Source organism: Edwardsiella sp. A.80236, assembly GCF_044540725.1.
Classification (GTDB): Bacteria; Pseudomonadota; Gammaproteobacteria; order Enterobacterales; family Enterobacteriaceae; genus Edwardsiella; species Edwardsiella tarda.
In genome coordinates this window covers 50,127-75,458 of the sequence record NZ_JBIUCY010000009.1, presented here as the reverse complement: position 1 = coordinate 75,458, position 25,332 = coordinate 50,127, and the positions used below count along the sequence as shown (strand labels likewise).

At 59.4% G+C, this 25,332-nt stretch carries 23 protein-coding genes; 13 read left to right on the top strand and 10 right to left on the bottom strand.

Translation table 11 applies throughout. The annotated features are described in order from the left end of the window. Window positions 1–117: 117 nt before the first annotated feature. Complete coding sequence (locus ACEQFP_RS09495) at window positions 118–1,296, bottom strand: ABC transporter substrate-binding protein (protein WP_396464237.1); 1,179 nt, start codon at window positions 1,294–1,296, stop codon at window positions 118–120. A 351-nt stretch (window positions 1,297–1,647) separates the two neighbouring features. Here ACEQFP_RS09495 and ACEQFP_RS09490 point away from each other — a divergent pair, with 351 nt between their 5' ends. After that, a complete protein-coding gene (locus ACEQFP_RS09490) occupies window positions 1,648–3,147 on the top strand; it encodes a peptide MFS transporter (RefSeq protein ID WP_396464236.1) in 1,500 nt (499 codons plus the stop codon). Between the two features lie 129 nt (window positions 3,148–3,276). Further along, window positions 3,277–4,218, top strand: a complete 942-nt coding sequence (ghrA, locus tag ACEQFP_RS09485) for a glyoxylate/hydroxypyruvate reductase GhrA (RefSeq protein WP_396464234.1) — start codon at window positions 3,277–3,279, stop codon at window positions 4,216–4,218. Here the strand turns inward: ghrA and ACEQFP_RS09480 are convergent. Continuing rightward, window positions 4,212–5,417 carry a diguanylate cyclase domain-containing protein gene (locus tag ACEQFP_RS09480; protein WP_370546823.1) on the bottom strand — a complete coding sequence of 402 codons (1,206 nt, stop codon included), beginning with the start codon at window positions 5,415–5,417 and terminating at the stop codon, window positions 4,212–4,214. The genes ghrA and ACEQFP_RS09480 overlap by 7 nt on opposite strands. A 519-nt stretch (window positions 5,418–5,936) precedes the next feature. On the opposite strand from ACEQFP_RS09480, the gene ACEQFP_RS09475 reads away from it, so the two are divergent. Then, a complete protein-coding gene (locus tag ACEQFP_RS09475) occupies window positions 5,937–6,674 on the top strand; it encodes a phosphatase (RefSeq protein ID WP_370547554.1) in 738 nt (245 codons plus the stop codon). A 52-nt stretch (window positions 6,675–6,726) separates the two neighbouring features. After that, window positions 6,727–7,302, top strand: a complete 576-nt coding sequence (locus tag ACEQFP_RS09470; RefSeq protein WP_370546822.1) for a molecular chaperone — start codon at window positions 6,727–6,729, stop codon at window positions 7,300–7,302. 78 nt (window positions 7,303–7,380) lie between these two features. On the opposite strand, the gene ACEQFP_RS09465 is transcribed toward ACEQFP_RS09470, so the two are convergent. Then, entirely contained in the window at window positions 7,381–7,944 is a 564-nt protein-coding gene (locus ACEQFP_RS09465; protein ID WP_370546820.1) for a lipoprotein, read from the bottom strand. Between the two features lie 171 nt (window positions 7,945–8,115). Then, on the bottom strand, window positions 8,116–9,324 hold the full coding sequence (gene mdtH, locus ACEQFP_RS09460; RefSeq protein WP_005284822.1) for a multidrug efflux MFS transporter MdtH: 1,209 nt from the start codon (window positions 9,322–9,324) through the stop codon (window positions 8,116–8,118). Between the two features lie 326 nt (window positions 9,325–9,650). On the opposite strand from mdtH, the gene rimJ reads away from it, so the two are divergent. The 3 genes from rimJ (at window position 9,651) to murJ (ending at window position 12,654) form a co-directional block, all read left to right on the top strand. Then, on the top strand, window positions 9,651–10,235 hold the full coding sequence (gene rimJ, locus ACEQFP_RS09455; RefSeq protein ID WP_005293125.1) for a ribosomal protein S5-alanine N-acetyltransferase: 585 nt from the start codon (window positions 9,651–9,653) through the stop codon (window positions 10,233–10,235). A 39-nt stretch (window positions 10,236–10,274) separates the two neighbouring features. Then, window positions 10,275–10,931 carry a DUF480 domain-containing protein gene (locus ACEQFP_RS09450; RefSeq protein ID WP_370546819.1) on the top strand — a complete coding sequence of 219 codons (657 nt, stop codon included), beginning with the start codon at window positions 10,275–10,277 and terminating at the stop codon, window positions 10,929–10,931. Window positions 10,932–11,115: 184 nt separating this feature from the next. After that, window positions 11,116–12,654, top strand: a complete 1,539-nt coding sequence (gene murJ, locus ACEQFP_RS09445) for a murein biosynthesis integral membrane protein MurJ (RefSeq protein ID WP_005284831.1) — start codon at window positions 11,116–11,118, stop codon at window positions 12,652–12,654. 346 nt (window positions 12,655–13,000) lie between these two features. On the opposite strand, the gene argS is transcribed toward murJ, so the two are convergent. Next, entirely contained in the window at window positions 13,001–14,734 is a 1,734-nt protein-coding gene (gene argS / locus ACEQFP_RS09440) for an arginine--tRNA ligase (protein WP_005284834.1), read from the bottom strand. Between the two features lie 265 nt (window positions 14,735–14,999). On the opposite strand from argS, the gene ACEQFP_RS09435 reads away from it, so the two are divergent. Next, window positions 15,000–15,563 (top strand): VOC family protein, encoded by a 564-nt coding sequence (locus ACEQFP_RS09435; RefSeq protein ID WP_005284840.1) that lies wholly within the window; start codon window positions 15,000–15,002, stop codon window positions 15,561–15,563. 1 nt (window position 15,564) lies between these two features. Here the strand turns inward: ACEQFP_RS09435 and ACEQFP_RS09430 are convergent, their stop codons facing one another. Beyond that, window positions 15,565–16,707, bottom strand: a complete 1,143-nt coding sequence (locus ACEQFP_RS09430; protein ID WP_005284843.1) for a MalY/PatB family protein — start codon at window positions 16,705–16,707, stop codon at window positions 15,565–15,567. 247 nt (window positions 16,708–16,954) lie between these two features. Between ACEQFP_RS09430 and cutC the strand changes: the two genes are divergently transcribed. Then, window positions 16,955–17,752, top strand: a complete 798-nt coding sequence (gene cutC / locus ACEQFP_RS09425; RefSeq protein ID WP_005293131.1) for a copper homeostasis protein CutC — start codon at window positions 16,955–16,957, stop codon at window positions 17,750–17,752. A gap of 86 nt (window positions 17,753–17,838) precedes the next feature. Here the strand turns inward: cutC and cmoB are convergent, their stop codons facing one another. After that, window positions 17,839–18,810, bottom strand: a complete 972-nt coding sequence (cmoB, locus tag ACEQFP_RS09420) for a tRNA 5-methoxyuridine(34)/uridine 5-oxyacetic acid(34) synthase CmoB (RefSeq protein ID WP_005293133.1) — start codon at window positions 18,808–18,810, stop codon at window positions 17,839–17,841. Then, window positions 18,807–19,577: a carboxy-S-adenosyl-L-methionine synthase CmoA gene (cmoA, locus tag ACEQFP_RS09415; protein WP_005284859.1), complete on the bottom strand. Its 771-nt coding sequence runs from the start codon at window positions 19,575–19,577 to the stop codon at window positions 18,807–18,809. Before cmoA ends, cmoB begins: the two co-directional genes overlap by 4 nt. Window positions 19,578–19,848: 271 nt before the next feature. Between cmoA and ACEQFP_RS09410 the strand changes: the two genes are divergently transcribed. Further along, entirely contained in the window at window positions 19,849–21,210 is a 1,362-nt protein-coding gene (locus ACEQFP_RS09410; RefSeq protein ID WP_005284865.1) for an amino acid permease, read from the top strand. A gap of 33 nt (window positions 21,211–21,243) precedes the next feature. On the opposite strand, the gene ACEQFP_RS09405 is transcribed toward ACEQFP_RS09410, so the two are convergent. After that, a complete protein-coding gene (locus ACEQFP_RS09405; protein ID WP_005293138.1) occupies window positions 21,244–21,639 on the bottom strand; it encodes an MAPEG family protein in 396 nt (131 codons plus the stop codon). A 130-nt stretch (window positions 21,640–21,769) separates the two neighbouring features. Further along, complete coding sequence (locus ACEQFP_RS09400; protein ID WP_097363957.1) at window positions 21,770–22,591, bottom strand: DUF72 domain-containing protein; 822 nt, start codon at window positions 22,589–22,591, stop codon at window positions 21,770–21,772. A gap of 171 nt (window positions 22,592–22,762) precedes the next feature. On the opposite strand from ACEQFP_RS09400, the gene ACEQFP_RS09395 reads away from it, so the two are divergent. From ACEQFP_RS09395 to nudB, 3 genes are read left to right on the top strand one after another with little or no spacing between them, the layout of a single operon-like run. After that, a complete protein-coding gene (locus ACEQFP_RS09395; RefSeq protein WP_071523947.1) occupies window positions 22,763–23,029 on the top strand; it encodes an FmdB family zinc ribbon protein in 267 nt (88 codons plus the stop codon). Between the two features lie 25 nt (window positions 23,030–23,054). Further along, on the top strand, window positions 23,055–24,830 hold the full coding sequence (gene aspS, locus ACEQFP_RS09390; RefSeq protein WP_005293141.1) for an aspartate--tRNA ligase: 1,776 nt from the start codon (window positions 23,055–23,057) through the stop codon (window positions 24,828–24,830). Continuing rightward, entirely contained in the window at window positions 24,830–25,264 is a 435-nt protein-coding gene (nudB, locus tag ACEQFP_RS09385) for a dihydroneopterin triphosphate diphosphatase (protein ID WP_005284881.1), read from the top strand. The genes aspS and nudB overlap by 1 nt, the downstream gene beginning before the upstream one ends. Window positions 25,265–25,332 lie beyond the last annotated feature (68 nt).

The following is a 25,332-nucleotide window of genomic DNA, read 5'->3' as shown; positions in this document are numbered from 1 at the left end:
TAGGGAAAAGCCGTGGCGACGTCAATACTCTTTTTTCGTAAAACCAACTGTTTAGCTAAACATTCAACAATTTGGCCAATTACGCCGCGAAATGCGGCGTAATTAAACGTGGCGAGGCTATTGGCCGTAACGCTGCTGCCAGGTCTTCTCTAAGGCTTCTTGCCAAGAGGGATGGGGTTCGGGTAGGGCGGGGAACAGCGTCGGGAGCTGGCCGAAGGCTTGGCGTTGGGCGGCGGGGAGGCGGGCCACATCCAGAATCGTGGGGTCGCCCCAGATACGGGCATTGGCCTTACGCGCTTGGGCGGCAGGTGACTGAAGGAAGTTGATGACCACCAGCGCGGCGTCCTTGGCGCGAGCATTGAAAGGGATCGCCAGGAAATGGACATTGCTTAGCGCGCCGGCCTTAAAGGCGTAGACCCGCGCATCGGGCGGCAGTTCACCCGCGGCGATGGCGGCAGGCGCCATGCCCGGGTTGAAGGTAATGGCCAGATCGAGGGCACCATCGTTAAACAGTTGCAGCTGCTGGGCATCGCTGGTGGGGAAGACACGTCCCTGGCGCCATAAATAGGGGTGAATCTGATCCAACCAGGCCCAGAGCGGCGCGCTGTCGCGCGCGAAGGTCTGGGCATCGACGGGTTTATCCAGTGGCAGGTTAGGACTCAGTTGCATCAGGATACTTTTTAGGAAGCTGCTACCGTGGAACTGTGGCGGGCGAGGGTAGGTCAGACGCCCTGGATGCTGGCGGGCATAAGCCAACAGCGCCTGCGGAGCGGCGGGGGGCGTGGGCAAGGTGGCGGCATCGTGGATCAACACTAATTGGCCGACGCCCCACGGCGCTTCGTAGCCATCGGTCGCGACGGTAAAGTCGTTGCGTACCGGCAGCGCCTGATTCACCCAGCGCCAGTTGGGCAACTGCTCGGCGAAGGGACCATACAACAGGCCATCGCGGCGCAACGCGTTAAAGTTTTTACCATTGACCCACAACAGATCGATGCTGCCCTGCTGGGTATTCCCTGCGGCCTTCTCCGCGCGGATACGACCGACGCTCTCGGCGATATCGCCCACTTTGACCTGCACGAGGGTGATGCCATAGCGTTGCTTCACCTGCTGGGCAGCCCAGCTTAGGTAATCATTCACCTGCGGGCTGCCGCCCCACGCATTGAAGTAGACCGTTTCACCGCGCGCGTGTTGGAGATGGCTCTCCCAGGTGGTTTCGCGGGGTTCGGCGGCATGGAGGTTCACGGTTAAGGCGAGGCACAGCGCCGCGGCGTTGCGCAGTAGAGTCAGGGGTCGCATCAGGGCACCTTATTCGGTCATGGCGTTAATACTCAAGCCGCTATTGTAGTCGCCGCGTGCTGTCACGCCTAGGCGTGTATGCATGAGATGTGATGCTCACAGTGAGCGCTAGAGCGTCATTTTCAGCATAAGATAGGGAAGTAATGTGAATAGTTACGCTTATAAACTGACTAAATAATAGCTAAATAGGCAATTAATTGAGATTATCGCTGGCCTTTTGGTCGTTTATCCCGCTAAATGAGAGTGCGGCCTAAACAAACGCTATGGACTAACAACAAAGGCCGACCGGCACAACACCGGGAAGTTCTCAGGATGAGTTGTGACTAGCCCCTTCGTTCGAGGAGAAAAGCGGTGAACGCTTCGACCACCCACTCTCATCAAGGCGCGGTACCATCGGGAACCGGCGCCCTATTCTTCATTCAGACGTTTGCCACCCTTGGCTTCGCCGTGCTCTATTCCACCCTGGTGCTGTATGCCACCAAGCGTCTCGGCTTTAGCGAGAGCCAAGCCAACGCCATGATGGGGATCTTCGGCGCCTTCAACTATGGTTTGCATCTGTTCGGTGGCTACTTAGGCGGACGCTGTCTGAGTAACCGTAACCTGTTTGTCCTGGGGATGGTGCTGCAGGTCATCGGTTGTTATCTGATCGCCGAACTGGGCGTCACCGGGCTGTATTGGGGGTTGGCGATGTTCCTGACCGGTAGCGGCCTGAATGTCACCTGTATCAACATGATGCTGACCCAACGCTTCGCGCCGGACGATAACCGCCGTGAGAGCGCGTTTTTGTGGAACTATGCCGGGATGAACCTGGGGTTCTTCATCGGTTTCTCCGTGGCGGGTTACTTCCAGTTGACGGAGAATTACCGGGCGTTGTTCCTGTTCGCCACCTTGGGTAATGCGGTGGCTATCTTGGTCACGCTGTCGCGCTGGCGTATTCTGGCCGACATCAATACCCCGTTACGCCATATTGGCGGTCGGGCGTTCTATGGCCGTATGCTGATTGGCTTGCTGATCTTGGTAGCGCTGGTTCCGGTGCTACGTATCCTGCTGACGCATGCCGGTTTCAGTAGTAGCTTCGTCATCTTGCTGGGTATTGTGGTCTTCGCCCTGCTGTGCGTGATGACGGCGCGCCATCGCCAAGAGGGAGAGCGTCGCCGCATGGTGGCCTACCTGATCTTGGCGCTGGGCTCCCTGGTATTCTGGTCGTTGTATCAATTGGCGCCGATGGGCCTAATGCTGTTCTCCGAACATAATATCGACTTGAATGTCTATGGCTGGCGCGTGGCACCACAGTGGATCCAGAACATCAATACCCTGGTGATCGTCATCGGGGGGCCGCTGATGGCCTGGCTCTTTAAATGGTTGCGTGAGCGTGGGATGCGCATCGACATTCCTTCCCAGTTTGCTGCCTCGTTGTTCTGTATGGGCTTGGGAATGTTGGTCTTGCCGTTGGGGATTTCGCTGGCCGGAGCGAATGGCTTGGTCGCCTTTAAATGGATCGCCATCAGCTATCTGCTGCAAAGTCTGGGCGAACTGCTGATCTCCCCCATCGGTTACGCGATGATCGGTAAGTTGGCGCCGGCGCGTCTGCAAGGCTTGATGATGGGCTGCTGGATGATGGTCACCGGGGTGGCCTCCGTGCTGGCGGGCTACGTCTCCGGGCTGATGCCGCAGAACAGTGGCAATACGCCGCTGGAGACGAACCCCGGTTATAGCTCGGTGTTTAATGCGCTGGGTTGGGGCTCGATCGTGACCGGCGTGATCCTGGTGTTGCTGGTGCCGTTGCTTCGGCGGCTGATCGCCCGTCAGGAGACGGCAAAAGCGGGTGCGGCGAGTCGCTGCGAGCAATGATAGGCGGCGCTAAGCAATAATGGCGCTCGGCGTTGACAGACGGCGGAGATCCTGACAAAAGGGTATTCGCCGTTTTTTTATCCGCTAACGGGTGGCAGCGATGCCGCCATCATCCCTCAGGAGGCCGATGTGGAGATCATCTATTACCATCCTTTTTTCGATGCTCAGACCTGGCTGGACGGCATGCGCCAGCGCTTGCCGCAGGCGCGCATCCGTCAGTGGCTGCCGGGCGATAACGCTCCGGCGGACTATGCTTTGGTTTGGCAGCCTCCCTATGAGATGTTAGCCGAACGCCAGGATCTGCGCGCCATCTTCGCCTTGGGCGCCGGCGTCGATGCCATTCTGTCGCAGGCGCGCGAACACCCCGGCATGCTGCCGGCGGGGATCCCATTGGTGCGCCTGGAAGATACGGGGATGGCGCAACAGATGGAGGAGTACGCGGTCACCGCGGTGATGCGCTACTTCCGGCGTTTCGACGAGTATGCGCAGCAACAGCGCCAGGGGATTTGGCGTTATCTGGTGCCGCATGAAGCCGAGACGTTCACCATCGGCGTGTTGGGGGCAGGGGTGTTGGGGGGACGTGTCGCGCGCCGCTTGGCCTCGTTTGGTTTACCGGTACGCTGCTGGAGCCGTGGGGTGAAAGATTATCCCCAGGTGCAGAGCTTCTACGGTAACGATCAGCTTGCGCCCTTCCTGCATGGCGTACAGTTACTGATCAACCTACTGCCAAATACGCCGCAGACGGTCGGGATCCTGAACGCGTCACTGTTCGCGCAGTTGAATGCCGGGGCCTATGTCATTAACCTGGCTCGCGGGGTGCATCTGGATGAGGACGCCTTGTTGGCGGCGCTCGACAGCGGTCAGGTGGCCGCGGCGACCCTGGACGTGTTCGCCCGCGAGCCCTTGCCGGGCGATCACCCCTTCTGGCAGCATCCACGCGTCACCTTGACGCCGCATATCGCCGCGATCACGCTGGCACCCGTGGCGATGGACTATATCGCCGATAATATCCGTGCCATCGAGGCCGGGCGTCATCCTGAAGGGGTGGTAGATATCGCCCGCGGCTATTGATCCGGCCACGCATCGGCTCCGCTCGGTGTGGGAACCTGCGGGCGCTCCGGCGGTAAGGTCGCGCAGTTTTTCCCGTGATGCTTGCTGATATACAGCCGATTGTCCGCCAGGGTTTGTAGCACCAGGCGCTCGCTGGCCTCGGCGCTGTCGCTGGCTCCGATGCTGAGGCAGGCGTGCCTACGCGCCGCCTCGGCCAGGAGCGTGTCACAGCATTGGGCTAGGGCACGACGATCCGTCACGTGTCGTTTATCGAGCAGGGCGGCGAAGACCTCTCCACCGAGTCGGTAGAAGCGCCATCCCTCTTGATACTGGGCGAAGAGGGCGGCGATTTGCGTCAGGCGCAACTCCTCCGCTTCGTGTGTGGCGAGTGAGTCGTCGCTAGAGGCGGTATCCAGTTCGAGTAACAGCAGGTAAAAGGGGTGCTTCTGGTACAGACGCTGCGCGATGTCGTAATCATACTTACGCCGGTTGTACAGCTTGGTTAAGGGATCGCGTAACAGTGCGTGGTTATCCAGCTCGACGCGCCGCTTCACCGCGTCGTTAAAGAAGAGGCCGTGCGTATGCGACGGCGTTTTGCCGGCTAAAAAGGTTTCTCGTTCCTGCTCGATCTCACGCTTGATCTTTTTGTAGAAATAACGCAAGAAAAATATTGCACAGCTAAATGACAAAATAAAATAGAGCAGGTTAAAACCGATCAGTTTTAACAGATAGGCGGCGGGAATATATCCTACCAGGGTCGCCTGTTTACCATTTAACAACGCATTTTGTTGGCTAACCTTTATTTCAAACGGGCGGCTGGTATGGAGATTATCACCACGGATGCTATCGGGCAGTTGTGTCGGCGCATTGGCTGAACGGGCGATCAATCTATTCTCTTGGTCGAAGACATAGAGATAAATGGGGGTGGTAGCACTGTGTTCATCCAGTACCTTTTCCAGACCATTAATATCCAGTAGAAAGAGTAATACCTTTCCCGCCTGGGTGGTATATTTCAGATAGGGGAGTACGGTCTCGCCGCGATCGAGGTGGCCGTACCAATAAGGCTGAGGGTGGACGCGTAACTGGGCGATGAGCGCCAGCTTCTTGTCGTGAGAGAGTCGATCTTGCGCGTCCTGATCCAAGAGGCGCAGGTGTGTGCCATCCAGCCAATAGACGCTACTGCCCCAATGTAGATCGCGCGCAACGCTAAACAGATCCATATCTTGGTCGGCTCTTTTTGTGACGTACTCGATAATTTTACTGCGTCGCTGAATATTCCGATTATCATTATCCAGTTGACTTTTTGAAATGCCATTCACGATCGCCGAGGTCACCAGGCGCATATTTTGCCATTCGCGCGCACTGCTATAAACGACTAAGGCGGCGGTGCTGATAAATAAGATAACGAAAAGGCCTGCAACGGCTCTACGCAACGTTCTTTCGAGAATCATAGCGGCAACTCCCAATTAAAACCAGTGGGCCTGAAATAGAACGTCGCTACACGGTTACGCTACCGTTAGCAGTGAATACGCTATAGATAGTGGCATCATAAAACAAAGCGATAATATAAACAATGTGGCAAACAATGGGTTTAAGCGTTGTACTAATAGGCGAAAAGAGGCACGAGGCGCGGGGGAGTGAGGGGCAGGGTATGAATCATGGCGCATTTTTTGTTACCGTAGACAGGTGATTTTGCCAGCGCGCGCGAGCGGCGCGCGGACACCCAGCAAGGAGAGATGATGTATCCCGTCGATTTACACATGCATACCGTCGCCAGCACCCATGCCTATAGCACGCTGCACGACTATATCGCCCAGGCGGCGGCACGTGGGCTACGGCTCTTCGCCATCACCGATCATGGCCCGGAGATGGCCGATGCCCCCCATTCCTGGCATTTTATGAATATGCGCGTTTGGCCACGCTGTGTCGATGGTGTTGGCATTCTGCGAGGGATCGAAGCCAACATCAAAAATGAACGTGGTGAGATCGACTGTCCGGGACGCATGTGGACGGAGATGGATCTGGTGATCGCCGGTTTTCATGAGCCGGTACTCGCCCCGCAGGATCGGGACTACCATACCAGCGCGTTATTGGCGCTGATGGCGCGCGGCGAGGTGGATATCGTCTCTCATCCCGGCAATCATAAATATCCGATAGACATTCCCGCCGTCGCTCAGGCGGCGGCACGCTATGAGGTGGCGCTGGAGTTGAATAACTCCTCTTTTATCCATTCGCGTGTCGGGAGCGCCGACAACTGCCGCGCCATTGCGGCGGCGGTGCGCGATGCCGGTGGTTGGCTGTCACTGGGCTCCGATGCCCATATCGCCTTCGATATGGGGAACTTTAGCCACTGTATCTCGATCCTGAATGAGGTAAACTTCCCGCCGGAGCGGGTATTGAATGCCTCCGCGCGGCGTGTGCTCGACTTTTTACAGCGTCGAGGCCATCGCGCTATCCCCGAGTTTGCCGCGTGGTAACTCTCTAAATTTGTGACATTGTCACTTTGAACGATCGATTGCAGGAACGGATATGAACGAGTTTTCCATGGTATGTCGTCTGCTGGGTTCGCTGTTCGCCCGCCAGCCACAGGATCCCCTGTTGGATCCGCTGTTTACCCTGTTGCAGCAGAATCGTCTGGCGCAGCACTGGCCGTTGGAGCAGGAGGCATTGTTGACGCGTCTCCAGGCGGCGGCCACCGATCGTCAGGCATTGGCTCAGGATTATCAGGCGCTGTTCGGTGCGGATGGAGCGGTAGCGACTCAGCGCAGCGCCTATGTGGAGGGGGCCTGTGAGCAGCAGGTGCGTGATTTCCTGCTACAGCGCGGCATGCCGTTGGGAAGCGGCGCGGCGGACAGTTTCGCCCAGTTGCTGCTGGCGGCTTCCTGGTTGGAAGATCAGGCGCAGAGCGATGAACTGCTGGCGCAGGCCAGCCTGTTCGATAGCTATCTGATGCCCTGGGCCGGGGCGTTTTTAGGCAAGGTTGAAGCGCATGCGCGCACGCCATTCTATCGTACGCTGGCGGAGCTGGCGCGTGAGGTGTTGCAGGCGCTGCGTGACGATCTGGCGGAGGATGAGGACGTCGCTGACGAGGCGGGCGACGCCTAAACACCGTACCGATCTTACCGACGACAACGGCGCCCAAGGGCGCCGTTGTCATGATAGCCTGGCGATGCGGCGTGACGATCACTCCGTCAACGGGATCACCAGCTCGCCGGGTTTGACTTCGAGTCCCTTGGCCAGTTTACGCGCGATGGCCTCGGCATTGCTCTTCTCCGGGTTGAGCACGTAGGCCGGCTCCTGGTCGAAGTAGGTCCGCAGCGACTGGTTTAGATAGGGGGCCAGCACCTTCATGATGGTCTCCATCTTCTGCGGTTGCACCTGGTAATCCACCAGCGTCAGATCGCGTAGGTAGATAGCCCCCTGTTCACGCTGATAGACCGGTTTGGCGCGCAAGGTTAGCGTCAACTCGCTCTGCTGGGGGCCGAGGATCGAGCTGATGGCGACGTTGGCATGGCCACTCAGGGTGATGGTGTTCGGCTCGCTACGCCCGATTTGGCTGCTGAGTTGGCTGAGGGTGATACGGGCATCCACCAAGCCGGGAACCCCGATCTGTTTTTCAAACTGGCTGTGTTTCTCCAGGTAGCTGTTAATCTGCTGCTCGCTGATGCTGTAACTGGTCAGCTTATTACAGGCGCTCAACAAGAGACCGGCCGCCAACAGGGCGGCGGTGAACCATAGTTTTTTCATTAATCAAGCCTCGGCGGCGGGAACAACCCGCAGGAAAAAATGCATTGTGACACAGCGCGCGCGGGGGAAAAACCCGTGCCTGGAGAGGCGTATCATGCGCTAACTCCATGACAGCATACACCTTATGGCGCACGACGGGGATCGGATAAGGCCGAATCCCCGCCGCCGGGGTCAGCTGGAGCGCGGCTGACGGACCGCACAGGGCGCACGTAGGCTAAACTGCCAATACAGTATCGCTAAGGTCAATAGGCCGATCAGGCCGAGCAAGGCCCACGGCAGCTCGGGCATGGCGAAGGAGCGCCCGAGGTCATACATCCAACCGCCACCGGTATAACCCAGGGCGCCCCCCAGCGCCAGACCCAGACGACTGAAGCCCATGTAGCTGCCCCGCGCCCGCGCGTCGGCCAGCGAGGCGCTCAGGGTTTCCCGCGCCGGCTCGGCGATGATCGAACCGAGATAGAAGCAGCAGATCAGGGCGAACAGCGACGGGAGTGAGCCGCTGAGACCCACCGGGAACAGACTTAGGGTCATCAGTAGCAGACCAAACATCAGGCGCTGCTCCAACCGGAAGCGCTTCTCGCTCCAGCGGGCGATGGGATAGAGCAGCGTCAGCGATAGCGCCGCCTCGATGGCGTACATCCATTTAACGGCGCTTGGTCCACCGGCGATATCGTTGACGACGATCGGCAGCATCAACATCACTTGCACCGCTAACACGTAGTAGCCGGTCAGGGTGAGCACATAGGTGAGGAAGCGGCGATCGCGGATCACGCGTAGCATCCCTTCGCCGACCGGCGCACGGACCGTCGATAGGCGATAGGCGGGGAGCAGCCACGCGTTCCAGGCGGCGGCCAGTACGAAGATCAATGCGCCGGTCCAGCAGACATAGTGGAAGTCATAGGCCAATAGCCAGCTACCGATCAGCGCGCCGACCACCGCGCCGGCGCTATCTTGCATCATCAGCAACGAGTAGAAGCGCCCACGCTCATGGGGACGAGTCAGCTTGATCACCAAGGCCGTTCGCGGGGGATCGAACAACGTACCGCCGAGGGCGGAGAGGGCGCAGGAGGCCCATAGGATCCACGGCTCACTGGCGACCGCCATCGTGGCGAAGCCGGCGGCGCGTAGCAACATGCCGATGACGATCATCGGCTTAGCGCCGACGCGATCGGCGATGGCGCCGCCGAAAATGCCGAGCCCCTGTTGTAGCAGCTGACGGAGGCCGAGGGCGATACCGACCATCAGTGCCGCCCAACCTAATTGGTCGACAAAGCGGATAGAGATTAACGGGAATACAACAAAGAAACCGAGCACGACCAGTAGGTTATCGATCAGCAGAAAGTATTTTCCCGATCGCCTGGCCTGTAATACCAGCGACATGTTCCACCATTAAGCGTAAGCGCAAGTAAGAAATTGATACCGAGCGGTACTATTTTCGCCCGTTCTGGGCACTAATGACAGAGGAAGTCATAGAATGGCTGAATAAACAGTAAATTGTATTGTGGATTCAGAAAATTTTGGCATATAGCGTTAACTAGCCAGCAGAACCGAGAGAAATTGCTGACGGGGCGGCGCGTTTGGACATTATAACATCAGTCAATGACTTACCGCCGGAAGAGGGAGAGGTTATAGTAATCAGTAACAGCGTTCGCGGGCCACGCGCGGTGCGGCGCTATTCGATGAGGGCAACGCATACGGAGGGATGCATGTTTGGCTATGGCAACACGGGCCCTAAGGTCCACCTGACCACGGATCGGTTAGTCGTTCGTTTGGTAAGCGAGCGCGATGCCCACCGACTGGCGGATTACTACGCGGAAAATCGAGACTTCTTGCGTCCTTGGGAGCCGATACGCGATGAAAGCCACTGTTATCCTTCTGGTTGGCAGGCGCGCTTGTCGATGATCCGTGAACTCCAGAAGCAGGGTAGCGCCTTCTATTTTATTTTGCTGGGGCAAGATGAGCAGGAGGTGCGTGGGGTCGCCAACTTCAGCAACGTGCTGCGCGGCGCCTTTCATGCCTGTTTCCTCGGTTACTCTGTCGCGGCCAAGTGGCAGGGGCAGGGGATGATGTATGAGGGGTTGCAGTCGGCGATCCGTTATATGCAACGCCAGCAACGCATGCATCGCATTATGGCCAACTACATGCCCCATAATCAGCGCAGCGGCGCGCTACTGCAGCGCCTCGGCTTTGAAAAAGAGGGCTATGCTAAAAACTATTTATTAATCAATGGGAAGTGGCAGGATCACGTGCTGACCGCCTTGACTACCCCCGATTGGACGCCGGGGCGCTGATGCGGCCCCATGGCCGGGTTTACCAGGAGATAACCGCAGATGATTAAACATATTCTTTCCCCGATCGAGGCACGCGTCATCGGCTGCTTCCTTGAGAAGCAGGTCACGACGCCGGAACAGTATCCGTTATCGCTTAATGCCCTGACCACCGCCTGCAACCAGAAGACCAATCGAGAGCCGGTATTGGATCTGAGCGAAAGCGAGGTGCAGAACGCCCTGGATCTGTTGGTACGTAAGCATCAGATCCGTAGCATCAACGCCCCGGGCAGTCGCGTGGTGAAGTATGAACACCGCTTCTGCAACTCCGAGTTTGGCGATCTGCGCTTCAGCCCGGCGGAGGTCGCGCTGATCTGCTGCCTGTTACTGCGTGGTCCACAGACACCGGGAGAGCTGCGTACCCGTAGCAACCGGCTGTATGCCTTCGCCGATGTCAATGAGGCGGAGCAGGCGCTGAACCGCCTGGCGGAGCGTGAAGATGGCCCCTTCGTCGTGCGTCTGGCGCGTGAGCCGGGACGGCGAGAGAGTCGCTACGCGCATCTCTTCTGCGGCGAGGCGGCGATCGGGGCGGAGAGCGCCGCGGCAGATACAGCGAGCGCGGCGGTGGAGACGGATGAATTGAGCGCACGAGTCACGGCGCTGGAGGCGGAGGTCGCCGACTTGAAACGGCGTTTGGCGAGCCTGTTGTCCGACGAATAAACGGCGCGGGGCCCCGTCGTGGCCCCAGCCCTCCTCCCACTGCGCAATATCGCGCCTAGCGTCTGAAATCCGAGCCTTTTGTTACATCCTGCACTGGCTATTCGTTCGGGGATAAGTAGACTAGTTGGCCTATTTCCACCCCGCCAGCGATGGACGGCGGGGCCGCAACCCTGACGATGAACCGATGAATCTACTTAAATCACTGGCTGCGGTCAGCTCGATGACCATGTTTTCGCGCGTGTTGGGCTTCGCCCGCGACGCGCTGGTAGCAAGGATCTTTGGTGCCGGGATGGCGACCGATGCCTTCTTTGTCGCCTTTAAACTGCCTAACCTTTTGCGGCGTATCTTCGCCGAGGGCGCCTTCTCTCAGGCATTCGTGCCGATTCTTGCGGAGTATAAGAACCAACAGGGCGAGGAGGCGACGCGTACCTTCGTCGCCTATGTCAGCGGCCTGTTGACCCTGATCTTGGCGCTGGTGACCGTGGCGGGGATGGTGGCCGCCCCCTGGGTCATCTATGCCACCGCTCCCGGCTTCGCCGATACGCCGGATAAGTTTGCGCTGACCAGTGCGCTGCTGCGCATTACCTTTCCCTATATTCTGTTGATCTCGCTGGCTTCGATGGCCGGCGCGGTGCTGAATACCTGGAACCGCTTCTCGGTACCGGCCTTTGCCCCGACGTTGCTTAACGTCAGCATGATCGGTTTCTCGCTGTTCGCCGCGCCCTATTTCCATCCGCCGGTGTTGGCGCTGGCGTGGGCGGTGCTGGTGGGGGGCGTCTTGCAACTGGGTTATCAGTTGCCGCATTTGAAGAAGATCGGCATGTTGGTCTTGCCGCGCATCAATCTGCACGATCGGGGTGTCTGGCGAGTGCTTAAGCTGATGGGGCCGGCGATCGTTGGGGTCTCCGTGAGCCAGATATCCCTGATCATCAATACCATCTTCGCCTCTTTTTTGGTCTCCGGCTCGGTCTCCTGGATGTATTACGCCGACCGGCTGATGGAGTTGCCCTCGGGTGTCCTCGGGGTTGCGCTGGGAACGATCCTGCTGCCCTCGCTGGCGAAGAGCTTCTCCTCGGGGCGGCTGGACGACTATAACCGCCTGCTCGACTGGGGGCTGCGCCTCTGTTTCCTGCTGGCCTTACCCTGTGCCGTGGCGCTCGGCGTGATCGCTAAGCCGTTGACGGTGGCGCTATTCCAATACGGTAAATTCAACGCCTTTGATGCGGCGATGACGCAGCGTGCCTTGGTCGCCTATTCGGTGGGATTACTGGGGATCATCATGGTCAAGATCTTGGCACCGGGTTTTTACTCACGCCAGGACATCAAGACACCGGTCAAGATCGCCATCGTGACGCTGATCCTGACCCAAGTGATGAACCTGATCTTTATCGGTCCGTTGAAGCACGCCGGGCTCTCGCTCTCTATCGGCTTGGCCGCCTGCCTCAATGCCGGTTTGCTCTACTGGCAGCTGCGCCGTCAGAAGTTGTTCACGCCGTTAGCCGGTTGGTTGGGCTTCCTGTTGAAGCTGTTGGCGGCGGTGTTGGTGATGGCGGCCGTCTTGGTCGGCATGATGTGGTGGATGCCCGCCTGGGATGTCGGCGGCATGCCTTATCGCCTGTTGCGGCTGATGGGGCTGGTGATCGCCGGTGCCGCCAGCTACTTTGCGGTATTGGCGCTACTGGGTTTCCGCCTGCGCGATTTTACCCGTAGCGCGGTGTTATAACGCCTATCCGCGCTCGGCATTCCCTCAGCGCGTCACGCGCGCCACGGCGGCGCTAGGTTCGGTGCGCGCCGACTCCCCGGCATTGCCGGGGATTTTTTTTCCCCGCATCGTTCATCGGATCACGGCGCGACCTTGGCGATGGTGTCGCGCGGCACAGACTCACCCTGCCAGGCGTGATCTGCCCCGCTGGCGTCGGCGGCGGATCGCTTTGCCCGCTCGGCTCGGTCGGGGGCGGTATCGGGAGGCGGCGATCGGCCTAAACCGCCATGCCCGGACGCCGGGCGGCGAATAAAAAAGCCACCGGCTAGACAGCGGGTGGCTTGCGATGCGGCATATGCCTGGGCGGTTACATACGCTCGACGGTCTTGATACCCAGGGTATCCAGGCCGGTTTTCAGCGTGCGTGCCGTTAAGGCGGCCAGCTTCAGGCGGCTGGCGCGGACGTGCTCGTCGTCGGCGTTGAGGATCGGACAGGCTTCGTAGAAGCTGGAGAACAACCCGGCGACCTCATACAGGTAAGCGCACATGACGTGCGGGGTGCCTTCGCGCGCCACCGTCAGGATGGTCTCCTCAAACTGCATCAGGCGAGTCGCCAGCGCCTTCTCACGCTCCTCTGTCAGGATGACGGCACCGCTGAGGCTGTTCTCATCGATACCCGCGCGTTTGAAGATGGAGGCCACACGGGTGTAGGCATACTGCATATAGGGGGCGGTATTGCCCTCGAAGGCCAGCATATTGTCCCAGTCGAAGATATAGTCGGTGGTGCGGTTCTTGGAGAGATCCGCATACTTGACTGCGCCGATACCGACCACTTCCACCAGCTCTTTCAGCTCGTCGCCACTCAGCTCGGGGTTCTTGTCGGCGATCAGCTTGGCGGCGCGCTCGGTGGCTTCATCCAGCAGATCGGCCAGCTTGATGGTGCCGCCGGCGCGGGTCTTGAACGGTTTACCGTCCTTGCCCAACATCATGCCGAACATGTGGTGCTCCAGACTGACGGATTCCGGGACATAACCCGCCTTGCGCACGATGGCCCAGGCTTGCATCAGATGCTGATGCTGGCGTGAGTCGATATAGTAGAGGATACGATTGGCGCCGAGTGTCTCGTAGCGATATTTGGCGCAGGCGATGTCGGTGGTGGTGTACAGGTAGCCGCCGTCCTTCTTCTGGACGATGACCCCCATCGGCTCACCTTCTTTATTCTTGAACTCGTCGAGGAACACCACGGTGGCGCCTTCGCTCTCCGTCGCCAGCCCTTTGGCCTTCAGATCGGCCACGATGCCCGGCAGCATCGGGTTGTACAGGCTCTCGCCCATCACATCGTCATCGGTCAGGGTGACGTTCAGACGATCGTAGTTGCGCTGGTTCTGGCGCATGGTGATGTCGACCAGCTTACGCCACATCTCACGGCAGTATTCGTCACCGCCCTGCAGCTTGACCACGTAACCGCGTGCGCGTTCGGCGAAGGCGGCGTCCTCATCATAGTGCTTCTTGGCTTCACGGTAGAAGGCTTCCAGATCGGCCAGGGCCATCTCGCCAGCCTGACTTTCGCTTTGCACCCTTTCCAGATAGGCGATCAGCATGCCGAACTGGGTACCCCAGTCGCCGACATGGTTGGCACGAATGACGTTATGACCGAGGAACTCCAGGGTGCGTACCGCGGCATCGCCGATGATGGTGGAACGCAGATGACCGACGTGCATCTCTTTGGCGACGTTTGGGGCAGAGTAGTCCACGACGATGGTCTGCGGCGCGACGCGAGCGACGCCCAGGCGTGGATCCGCCAGTGCGGCATCGACCTGGTCAGCCAGCCAGGCGGCGTCGAGGAAGATATTGATGAAACCCGGGCCGGCAATCTCTACCTTGCTGGCGATCCCATCCAGGGCCAGATTGGCCACCACCTGCTCGGCGAGTTGGCGTGGAGGCATAGCCATTTTTTTCGCCGCCGCCATGATGCCATTGGCCTGATAGTCGCCGAACTGGACTTTGGCGGAAGGACGAACCAGGGCCTCGCTGTCGGCCGGCGCACCGGCTGCAACCAGCGCCTGAGTGACTTTATCTGAAATAAGTGCCTGAATATTCACAGGGTTACCTTAAGCTGTTCGCACCGGTCGCCGTGGGCGCCGGCATCGTGAATGTGAAAACCGAATCCTAACCGCCGAATGATATGATGCGACGGAAAACAGCCGGCCATTATAGGTGAAATCACTACTGCCGTCAGCACCTGTGCGCCTTTCCCTGTGGGGGCACGCGTGGGGGATGGATGTGGCGCGCGCGGCGCGGTAGAGTACGCGCCTCGGTTTTGGCGTCGCCGTCAGGGGCGATGCACCTATCATCACGGGAGAGGGCATGAATAACTTAGCCGATATCGACGAGCTACAGGAGTTAGCGGCGGATCTGACGCGTTTCGAAGCGGCATTAACGGCGCTGGCGGACTCACTGTCGCTGGATCTGGCACGTTTCACGGCGGATCACATCTCGCTGCGTTGCAACGAACGGGAGACCGCCGAGCGCTGGCGGCGTGGCTTCCTGCGTTGCGCCACGTTGCTGGCCGAGAATCCGATCAATGGCCGCCCGATCTGTCTATTCGATCTGGCGCAACCGCTACGCGTCGGGCCTTGGTCGATAGACTGTGTCGAGCTGCCGTATCCGGGGGCGAAGCGCTACCCGCATCAGGGCTGGCAGCATGTGGAGCTGGTCTTGGCGGGCGATCCGGCCACGCTGCATAGCCGTGCCCTGGCATTGCTGCCGGATGAGGGGTTGCTCGCGCCGGGGATCAGCCTCACCTTTAGCCACCCGCAGGGCGAAGGCGAGCGTTTGCCCAATCCGACGCTCGCCGTCGGTGATCGGCTGACGACGATCAAGTTTCACCCCTATACCTTGCGGGCGATCGTCGCCAGCGAGCGCGCCTAACCTAGAGCGTGGCGATGGCCTGCGCCATACGATCCAGCGCCTGATCGAGCAGGGCGCGCCGACAGCCGAAGTTGAGGCGCACGAAGCGTGGCGCGCCGAAGTCGGCCCCGTCGGAGAGCCCGACCCCCGCGCGCTCGAAGAACGCCTGCGGTTGCTCGACGGGCAGGGCGCTGGCATCGATCCAGGCCAGGTAGCTCCCCTCGACGCTGACGGTACGTAGCCCCGGCATGGCGTTGATGCGCGCGCTAAGGTGATCGCGATTGGCGCGCAGATAGTCCAACTGTGCATCCAGCCAGGGTTGGCCGTGGCGATAGGCGGCCTCAGCGGCGACGAAGGCCAGGATATCGACTTGCGGGACGATGCCGGTACGTGCCGCGATAAAGCGGCTACGCAGCTGGGCATCGGGGATGATGGCGACGGAGGCGCCGAGGCCGGCAATGTTAAAGGTCTTGGAGGGCGCCATCAGCGTCACGCTGCGCCGTTCGGCATCGGAACTCAGCGCGGCGATCGGCGTGTGGCGTACGCCCGGCTCCAGCAGGAGATCGCAGTGGATCTCGTCGGAACAGATCAGCAGGTCGTGGCGTTGGGCGAAGGCTAACTGTGCCGCCAACTCCTCGCGCCGGTAGACCGTTCCCCCTGGGTTCTGTGGGTTACACAGCATCAATAGCCGTTCCTGTCCGCTCATTCCCGCCTCGGCCGCCGCCAGATCGACCACCCAACGCCCGTCACGCAAGGTGAGTGGCATCGCCGTCTGGCTACGCCCGGCTAGGTGGGCCGACTTCATGAAAGGGGGGTAGATAGGGTGAGGGGCCAAGGTGCCTTGATCCGCGGCGGTCAGGGCGCGCACCGTGAGGTTAAGACCACAGACTAATCCCGGCAGGAACACCAGCCAGTCGGGTTGGATGGTCCACTGATAACGTTGCGCCATGCGCTCGACAAACAGGGCGATCAGCGACGCGGGCGGCGCGCCGTAGCCGAATACGCCGTGCGCCACCCGCTGTTGCAAGGCCTCGATGACGGCCGGTGGCGAGCGGAAGTCGGTATCGGCGACCCACAGTGGAATTGTGTCCTGTCCCGCATATTTGCCCCATTTCTCGCTGTCACTGTGACGGCGGTCGATCACTTCATCGAAATTAAATGTCATCACTATTATCCTTTAGTAGGCTAATTGCATCCTTCAGGCTGCAACCGGTTACTTTTCTGTTGCGCCATGATCTTGCCAGTCGGCTGTGTGCGTCGGGTGGCGAATTTATCATCACGCGCATGGGGGAAAAACTCAAACGCTATAGGGAACAGACTAGGCGAGGCGTGGGGTGATCCTCAATATTGGCTGCATGGGTATGAGTATTTTTCATCTCGGCGCCCTTTTGGCTGTTGATTCGGAGGTTGGAATGGTGAAGTTAGAAGTCTGTTGCTACTCGTTGGCGTGTGCCGAGGCCGCTCAGGCGGCGGGGGCCGATCGTATCGAGCTGTGTGCCAGTCAGCAGGATGGGGGGATCACCCCCAGTTACGGCACCTTGGTGGGGTGCCGTGAGCAGGTGAGCATCCCGGTGCATCCGATCATTCGTCCACGCGGCGGCGATTTTTGCTATAGCGATAGCGAGTTTGCCTTGATGAAGCGTGATCTGGCGTTGGTACGCGATCTGGGGTTTCCCGGTGCGGTGATCGGCTTATTGGATGAAGAGGGGCATATCGATCTGCATCGTATGCGCCAGCTCATGACGCTGGCCGGGCCGATGGCCATCACCTTTCACCGAGCCTTCGACATGTGTGCCAATCCGATGTTGGCCTTGGCGCAGCTAACCGATTTAGGGGTGGCGCGTATCTTGACGTCGGGTCAACAACAGAGCGCCGAAGCGGGTTTGCCGCTGTTGCGTCAGTTGCATCAAGCCAGCCAGGGGCCGTTGATCATGGCCGGAGCCGGGGTACGCCTGTCCAACTTGCATAAGTTCGTGGAGATCGGCCTGCATGAGGTGCATACCTCGGCGGGTCATTGCGTGCCGTCGACGATGCGTTATCGCAAGGCGGGCGTGAGTATGAGCCATGCAGAGAACGACGAATTTTGCCACTATTGCGTGGACAGCGGCATGGTCGAGGCGATGAAGGCGGCATTGCAGATGATGCCGGAAGCCTGTGTCGCCGCAGAGTCGCATCCGCTCTCCACGCCCTGTAGTCGCCATCTCCAGTAGAAGTCAGTACGAACTTGTAGCGGAGGGTTCGCTCACTCATCAAGCCCCATCCCTTGTGGTTGGGGCTTTTTTCTGCGCCGCTCGCCTTAGGGCTTGCGGGCGATGAAGGCGGCGCGCAGTGGGGCCGGATAGCCTTCACAGGTCTTCCGGGCGTCGTGCGGGTCGAGGAATTCGGCCAGAGACTCGCTGGTCATCCAGCTCGTACGGCGCTGCTCTTCGACACGAGTCGGGCATTGATCGACCAGGCGGACGTCACAGAAACCGCACTTCTCTAGCCAGGTAATCAACATGGCGGCCGAGGGAATGAAGTAGACGTTGCGCATCTGCGCGTAGCGCTCGCCGGGGACCAACACCTGCTGGGCATCACCCTCGATCACCAGCGTCTCCAGCAGCAGTTCGCCGCCGCTGACCAACTGATCCTTGAGTTGATACAGATGATCGAGCGGTGAACGGCGGTGATAGAGCACCCCCATCGAGAAGACGGTGTCGAAGGCACCCAGTGCCGGTAGTTGTTCGATGCCTAGGGGCAGCAGATGGGCGCGTTGGTCGCCGCCGAGCAGTTTGCGTACCGCCTCGAACTGGCACAGGAACAGTTGCATCGGGTCGATCCCCACCGCCAAATGCGCGCCGGCGCCCACCATGCGCCATAGGTGATAGCCGCTACCGCAGCCGACATCGAGGATGGTCCGCCCGGCCAGCGGCGACAGATGCGGCAGTACGCGCTGCCATTTCCAATCCGAGCGCCACTCCGTATCGATGTGAATGCCATACAGATCGAATGGCCCCTTACGCCAGGGCATCAACGCGCGTAACATCTTTTCGATACCGATGCGTTGCCCTTCGCTCAGCGGTTGCTCCGCCTCGGCGTGTACGCCATGCAGTAGATCCAGGTGGTAGGGCGTCAGTTCAGGCAGCCGCTCTACCGCGTTGTTCCAGTCGCGGAAGTAACCGTGCAGGGAGTCACGCTGCCAGGCCGCCAACTGGGCCGGTAGCACCTCCAACCATTTACTCAGCGGCCCGTGGGCGATTTGGGCGTAGAAGTTGCCGAAGTCGATCATTCCTGGGTCTCCTTGATGGCCAGTAGCGAACCAAAGTTAAAGCACTGGAACCAGGTCTCGGCGTGCTGGAAGCCTGCCTGGTGCAGGCGCTGTTTGTGAGTCTCGACGCTATCCGTCAGCATCACGTTCTCCAACATGCTGCGCTTCTGGCTGATCTCCAGCTCGCTGTAACCGTTGGCACGCTTGAAGTCATGGTGCATATCGAACAGCAGTTCGCCAACGGTGGTGTCGGCGAAGTTAAACTTCTCCGACAATACCAGCGCACCGCCCGGCAGCAACCCCTGGTAGATCCGATCCAGCAGGATCTGGCGATCGTCCGGGGCGAGAAACTGCAAGGTAAAGTTCAGCACTACCAGCGAGGCATTCTCGATGGCGACATCGCGGATGTCGGCTTCCAACACCTGAACCGGCGTTGGGCTACGGAAGGCATCGATGTGACGGCGGCAACGGCTGACCATCGCCGGTGAGTTATCGATGGCGATGATCTCGCATCCCTCGGCCTGAATATTGCGGCGCATGGAGAGGGTAGCGGCCCCCAGAGAGCAGCCGAGATCATACACCCGCGTTCCCGGCAGGACGAAGCGCTGCGCCAGCATACCGATCATGGCGATGATGTTGGAGTAGCCAGGCACCGAACGCTGGATCATGTCGGGAAACACTTCGGCCACGCGTTCATCAAAGGTCCAGTCGCCCAGCTTGGCGATCGGGGCGGAAAATAGCGTGTCGCGCCCGGCGCACGGTGCGGGATTTTTATCGCAGTCAGACATAGCGGATGTAGGGAGTTTCAATAAGGGGCGCATAGTTTAGCAGAAGATGGCCGCCGTCGGCTATGCGCCATTTCGCCTTGTCGACGGACACCTCACCGACGGTACGCTCGCTGAATATTCCGCCAGCAGTCAGCGGACTAGCATGATATTTATCTTGATTGCAATAGTTTGCAGTGATACAAATCGCCGCGCGTTGTAAATAAAATAATACGATACGCCACGGAGATCGCGCTTCAGAGAGCCACCATGACGCTATCGCACAGAGGAAAAAATGGGCGATTCGCAGCACAGTAGTACCACCCTGGAGAGGGGATTAAAAAACCGACATATTCAACTGATCGCCCTAGGCGGCGCCGTCGGTACCGGGCTGTTTCTCGGCATCGGTCCGGCGATCCAGTTGGCCGGGCCAGCCGTATTGTTGGGCTATGCCCTCGGCGGGGTGATCGCTTTTTTCATTATGCGTCAACTGGGTGAGATGGTGGTTCAGGAGCCGGTGGCGGGCTCCTTCGCCCACTTTGCGCACTGCTACTGGGGGCCGTTCGCCGGCTTCGTCTCCGGCTGGAACTATTGGGTCATGTTCGTGTTGGTCGGCATGGCCGAGCTGACCGCCGCCGGGATCTACATGCAATATTGGTGGCCGGAGGTGCCGACCTGGATCTGGGCCACGCTGTTCTTTGTGCTGATCAACGCGCTGAATATGGTCAACGTGCGCCTGTATGGCGAAACCGAATTCTGGTTCGCCCTGATCAAGGTGGCCGCGATCCTGGGGATGATCGCCTTCGGTAGCTGGTTGCTGCTCTCCGGCGAGGCGGGACCGCAGGCCGGGCTCGATAACCTCTGGCGTCACGGTGGCTTCCTGGCACACGGCTGGGGGGGATTAGTGATGGCGCTGGCGGTGATCATGTTCTCGTTCGGTGGATTGGAGCTGATCGGTATCACCGCCGCCGAGGCCAGCGAGCCGCGTAAGAGTATCCCCAAGGCGACCAATCAGGTGGTCTACCGTATCCTGATCTTCTATATCGGTTCTCTGCTGGTGCTGCTGATGCTGTACCCCTGGCCACAGATCGACGCGGCGAGTAGCCCGTTTGTGATGATCTTCGCCCATCTGAATAGCGGGACGGTGGCGGCGGCACTCAACGTGGTGATCCTGACGGCCGCGTTATCGGTCTACAACAGCTGCGTCTACTCGAATAGCCGTATGCTGTATGGGCTGTCGCTGCAAGGCCATGCCCCGCATTGGCTTACTCGGATTAGCCGCCGTGGTATCCCGCTGCGCTCGATCGCCTTATCGGGTTTGACTACCTCACTGGTGATCCTGATCAACTACCTGATGCCGGGTAAGGCGTTTGCGTTGTTGATGGCGCTGGTGGTTTCGACGCTGGTGATTAACTGGGTGATGATCTGCATGGCGCACCTCAAGTTTAAGGCGGCGATGAACCGTCAGGGCGTGGTGACCCATTTTCGTGCGCTGTGGTATCCCTATGGCAACTACCTCTGTTTGGCCTTTCTAGGCCTGATCTTGGTGATCATGGCGTTGACGCCCGCCATCCGCATCTCGGTGCTGTTGCTACCGCTATGGCTCGGGGTGTTGTGGGGCGGATTTTGCCTGGCGCGCAGGCCGCGTCGGGACTAAGGTGCGAACCCGGCGATCCCGCCGGGACGCCGGTTAATCGCCGAGCAACATTTGCCCCCAGGGGAGATAATAGAGGTTAGCCAATACCATCAGCAGCAGGGCGAGGTAAGTGGCACTCATTCCGGAGCGGCGCCAATGCATCTCGTGTTGGCGCAATCCCCAGGCGTGCATGATACGCCCCAGGATCAGCAGTATTCCACACAGATGCACCATCCATACTCGGGCACCGTTCATCTCCATCATCACCAGCAGGATGGCGGCGATGGGAATGTATTCCACGGCGTTGCCGTGGATGCGGATGGCGGTCTGTAACTCATAGAAGCCGCCATCGCCATAGCTGACGCGATAGAGCATGCGCAGCCGTACTACCTGCCAAGAAAACGTGACTAATAATAGTGCGCCAAGCACAACATAAAGCGCGCTTATCATTCTCTTAAGCTCCATAGTCTTAATCGTATGAACTGGTAAATGATAGCCGTAGCACAGAGGAATGTCCTGACTAATCTGTTGAGGTATGTCGATTTTTTTACTGTAGCCTACGTTTAATCCGCCTCACTGTTCAGAACAGCGCCGCCTGCTGCGGCCAATCGGGGCGCGCGGGCAGTCCGGCGACATCGGCCTGCGCCAGGGCACGCCATAACGCCTGCGCCTGTTGCGGCGCGTCGCGGCAGTCCGGGGTATGGATAAACAGATAGGGGGTGCCCTCTTGGCTCCAGCGCTGGAGCGGTGCTAGCCAGGGCTGCAACCACTCGCGATTAGCCGCCAGATTGTCGCCGCCGACGAAGCGCACCATTGGCTGGCTGCCGCTCATCACCACGTGTACTGGTAATTGCGGCTTCTTGCGCTGTGCCTCGCGCACGGCGTGGCTGTCGGGACGGGCATGGTGTACCGGGCGACTGTCGAGGATGACGCGGTTGATCGCGCGTTGGCGCAGCCCGTGATTAAGCGAGCGCTCGGCCTCGCCCTTGGCGAAGAAGGCTGGATGGCGAACCTCGACGCCATACTGGAAGCCACGCGGCAAGGCGTCGAGAAAGTGCCACAGACGCGGCAGATGCTCCGGGCCACAGGCCGCCGGCAGTTGTAGCCAAAGTTGCCCTAGGCGGCCATCCAGAGGTTGCAGCGCACGGTAAAAAGCGCCAATCTGTTGATCGCAATGCAGGAGTGCCGCCTGGTGACTGATGGCGGAAGGAAATTTGAAGCAGAAACGAAAGTGGTCGTGGGTCATGGCGCGCCAGCGCTGCACCAACTCGGGCGTTGGCAGGGCATAGAAGGTGGTGTTGCCTTCGACGCAGTTAAAGTAACGGCTATAGTCGGCTAAGTCGTGCAGACCGATCTTCGCCCAGGCGGCATGCTGCCACTGCGGCAGCCCATAGTAGAACATCCGTTGGCTCCATAATGAACACGCCTGAAATATAACATAAAGCTAACAAGTTAGGCAGAGGGGGAAGGGTGGTGAGAAACAGTGCAAAGTGCGCGCGCGCTCTTATCGCAGCGGGGAATTTCCAGTATAATAGCCCCCTTTTTTCATCAAGCATGTAAATCCGCCTGAGCTATGCCGATCTACGAATACGTTTGTAGCGACTGCAATCATCATCTTGAGAAGTTGCAAAAAATGTCCGATGCACCGCTGGTCGATTGCCCGGCGTGCGGTCATCCTGCCTTGAAAAAACAGATTTCAGCCGCCGGTTTCCAGTTAAAGGGAAACGGCTGGTACGCGACCGATTTTAAGCCACGTACCGACAAAACACCGTCTTCAACAGAGCGCTGCGCAGGCAGCACGTGTCCGGCCGGTTGTCCGGGCGCGGCGTCGGCAAAATAAATTAAGCAAGCCAAAGGATATCGTTATGCGTACTAATTATTGCGGGCAGTTGAATCTGTCCCATGTGGGCCAGGAAGTGACCCTGTGCGGTTGGGTACATCGCCGCCGCGACCTGGGTGGTCTGATCTTCATCGATCTGCGTGACCGCGAAGGGGTGGTGCAGGTGTTCTTTGATCCGGATCATCAGGATGCTTTCCGTCAGGCCTCTGAGCTGCGTAACGAGTTTTGCGTGCAGATCACCGGCACCGTGCGTGCTCGCCCGGAGAGTCAGCGTAACAGCGAGATGCCAACCGGGGAGATCGAAGTCTTTGGCCATGGCCTGACCCTCATCAACCGCGCCGAGCCGCTGCCGCTGGACTTTAACCAGACTAACAGCGAAGAGAATCGCCTGAAGTACCGCTACCTGGATCTGCGTCGTCCGGAGATGGCCGCGCGTCTGAAGACCCGCGCCAAGATCACCGCATTCGTGCGTCGTTTCATGGATAACCACGGCTTCCTGGATATCGAGACCCCGATGCTGACCAAGGCTACGCCGGAAGGGGCGCGTGACTACCTGGTGCCGAGCCGAGTCCATAAGGGCAAATTCTACGCGTTGCCGCAGTCTCCGCAGCTGTTTAAGCAGTTGCTGATGATGTCCGGTTTCGACCGTTACTATCAGATCGTCAAATGCTTCCGCGATGAAGACCTGCGTGCCGACCGCCAGCCGGAATTCACCCAGATCGATGTGGAAACCTCCTTCATGAGCGCCGAGCAGGTGCGTGAAATCATGGAAGAGTTGGCCCGCGCGCTGTGGCTGGAGATCAAAGGCGTCGATCTGGGCGACTTCCCGGTGATGACCTTCGCCGAGGCGATGCGCCGTTTCGGCTCCGATAAGCCGGATCTGCGTAATCCGCTGGAGCTGGTGGACGTGGCCGATCTGGTTAAAAACGTCGATTTCAAAGTCTTCTCTGGCCCGGCCAACGACGCCAAGGGACGCGTTATCGCGCTGCGTGTACCGGGTGGCGCCAGCCTGACCCGTAAGAACATCGACGAGTACGGTCAGTTTGTCGGCATCTATGGCGCCAAGGGGCTGGCCTGGATGAAGGTCAACGACCGTGCCGCCGGGATGGATGGCGTGCAGAGCCCGATCGCTAAGTTCCTCAACGCCGAGGTGCTGGAAGGTATCCTGGCGCGTTGCGCGGCCGAGAGCGGCGACATCATCTTCTTCGGCGCCGATAGCGCCAAGGTGGCTACCGATGCCATGGGCGCTCTGCGCCTGAAGGTGGGTCGTGACCTGAAACTGACCGACGAAACCCGTTGGGCCCCGCTGTGGGTGATCGACTTCCCGATGTTCGAAGAGGACGGCGAAGGCGGTCTGGCGGCGATGCACCATCCGTTTACCTCACCGCGTGATATCAGTCCGGAAGCACTGAAGGCCAATCCGGTCGGTGCGATCGCCAACGCTTACGACATGGTGATGAACGGTTACGAAGTGGGCGGCGGCTCGGTGCGTATTCACAACGGTGCCATGCAGTCGGCGGTATTCGACATTCTGGGCATCAATGAGCAGGAGCAGCGCGAGAAGTTCGGCTTCCTGCTGGATGCCCTGAAGTATGGCACCCCACCGCATGCCGGCCTGGCCTTCGGTCTGGACCGTTTGGTGATGTTGCTGACCGGCACGGAGAATATCCGTGACGTGATCGCCTTCCCGAAAACGACCGCCGCCGCCTGTCCGCTGACCGATGCGCCGAGCCGCGCCAACCCGGCCGCGTTGCAGGAGCTGTCCATCGCCGTCAGCCTGAAACAGGGTGACGACGAGTAATGGCTTATAAGCGTCCGGAATCCGTGCTGGTGGTGATCTATGCGCGCCAGAGCGGACGGGTGCTGATGTTGCAGCGGCGCGATGACCCCGATTTTTGGCAGTCGGTTACCGGCAGCCTGGAAGCGGGGGAGTTGGCGCCGCAAGCCGCGCAGCGTGAAGTAAAGGAAGAAGTGGGAATCGACATCGTCGACGAGCATTTGACGCTGACGGACTGCCAGCGTTGCGTGGAGTTTGAGCTGTTCGCGCACCTGCGTCGGCGTTATGCGCCTGGGGTGACGCGCAATCTGGAGCATTGGTTTTGCTTGGCCTTGCCTGACGAGCGGGCGATCCCGCTGAGCGAACATCTGGCTTACCGCTGGATGGACGCCGCCGCCGCCGCCGAGCTGACCAAGTCCTGGAGCAACCGCCAGGCGATCGAACAGTTCGTACCTTGATTACCTGCCTGTCCGGGCGGCCATGCTGGCCGTCTGGCTTGTTGACAGGCGTTTGCATATTGACTATT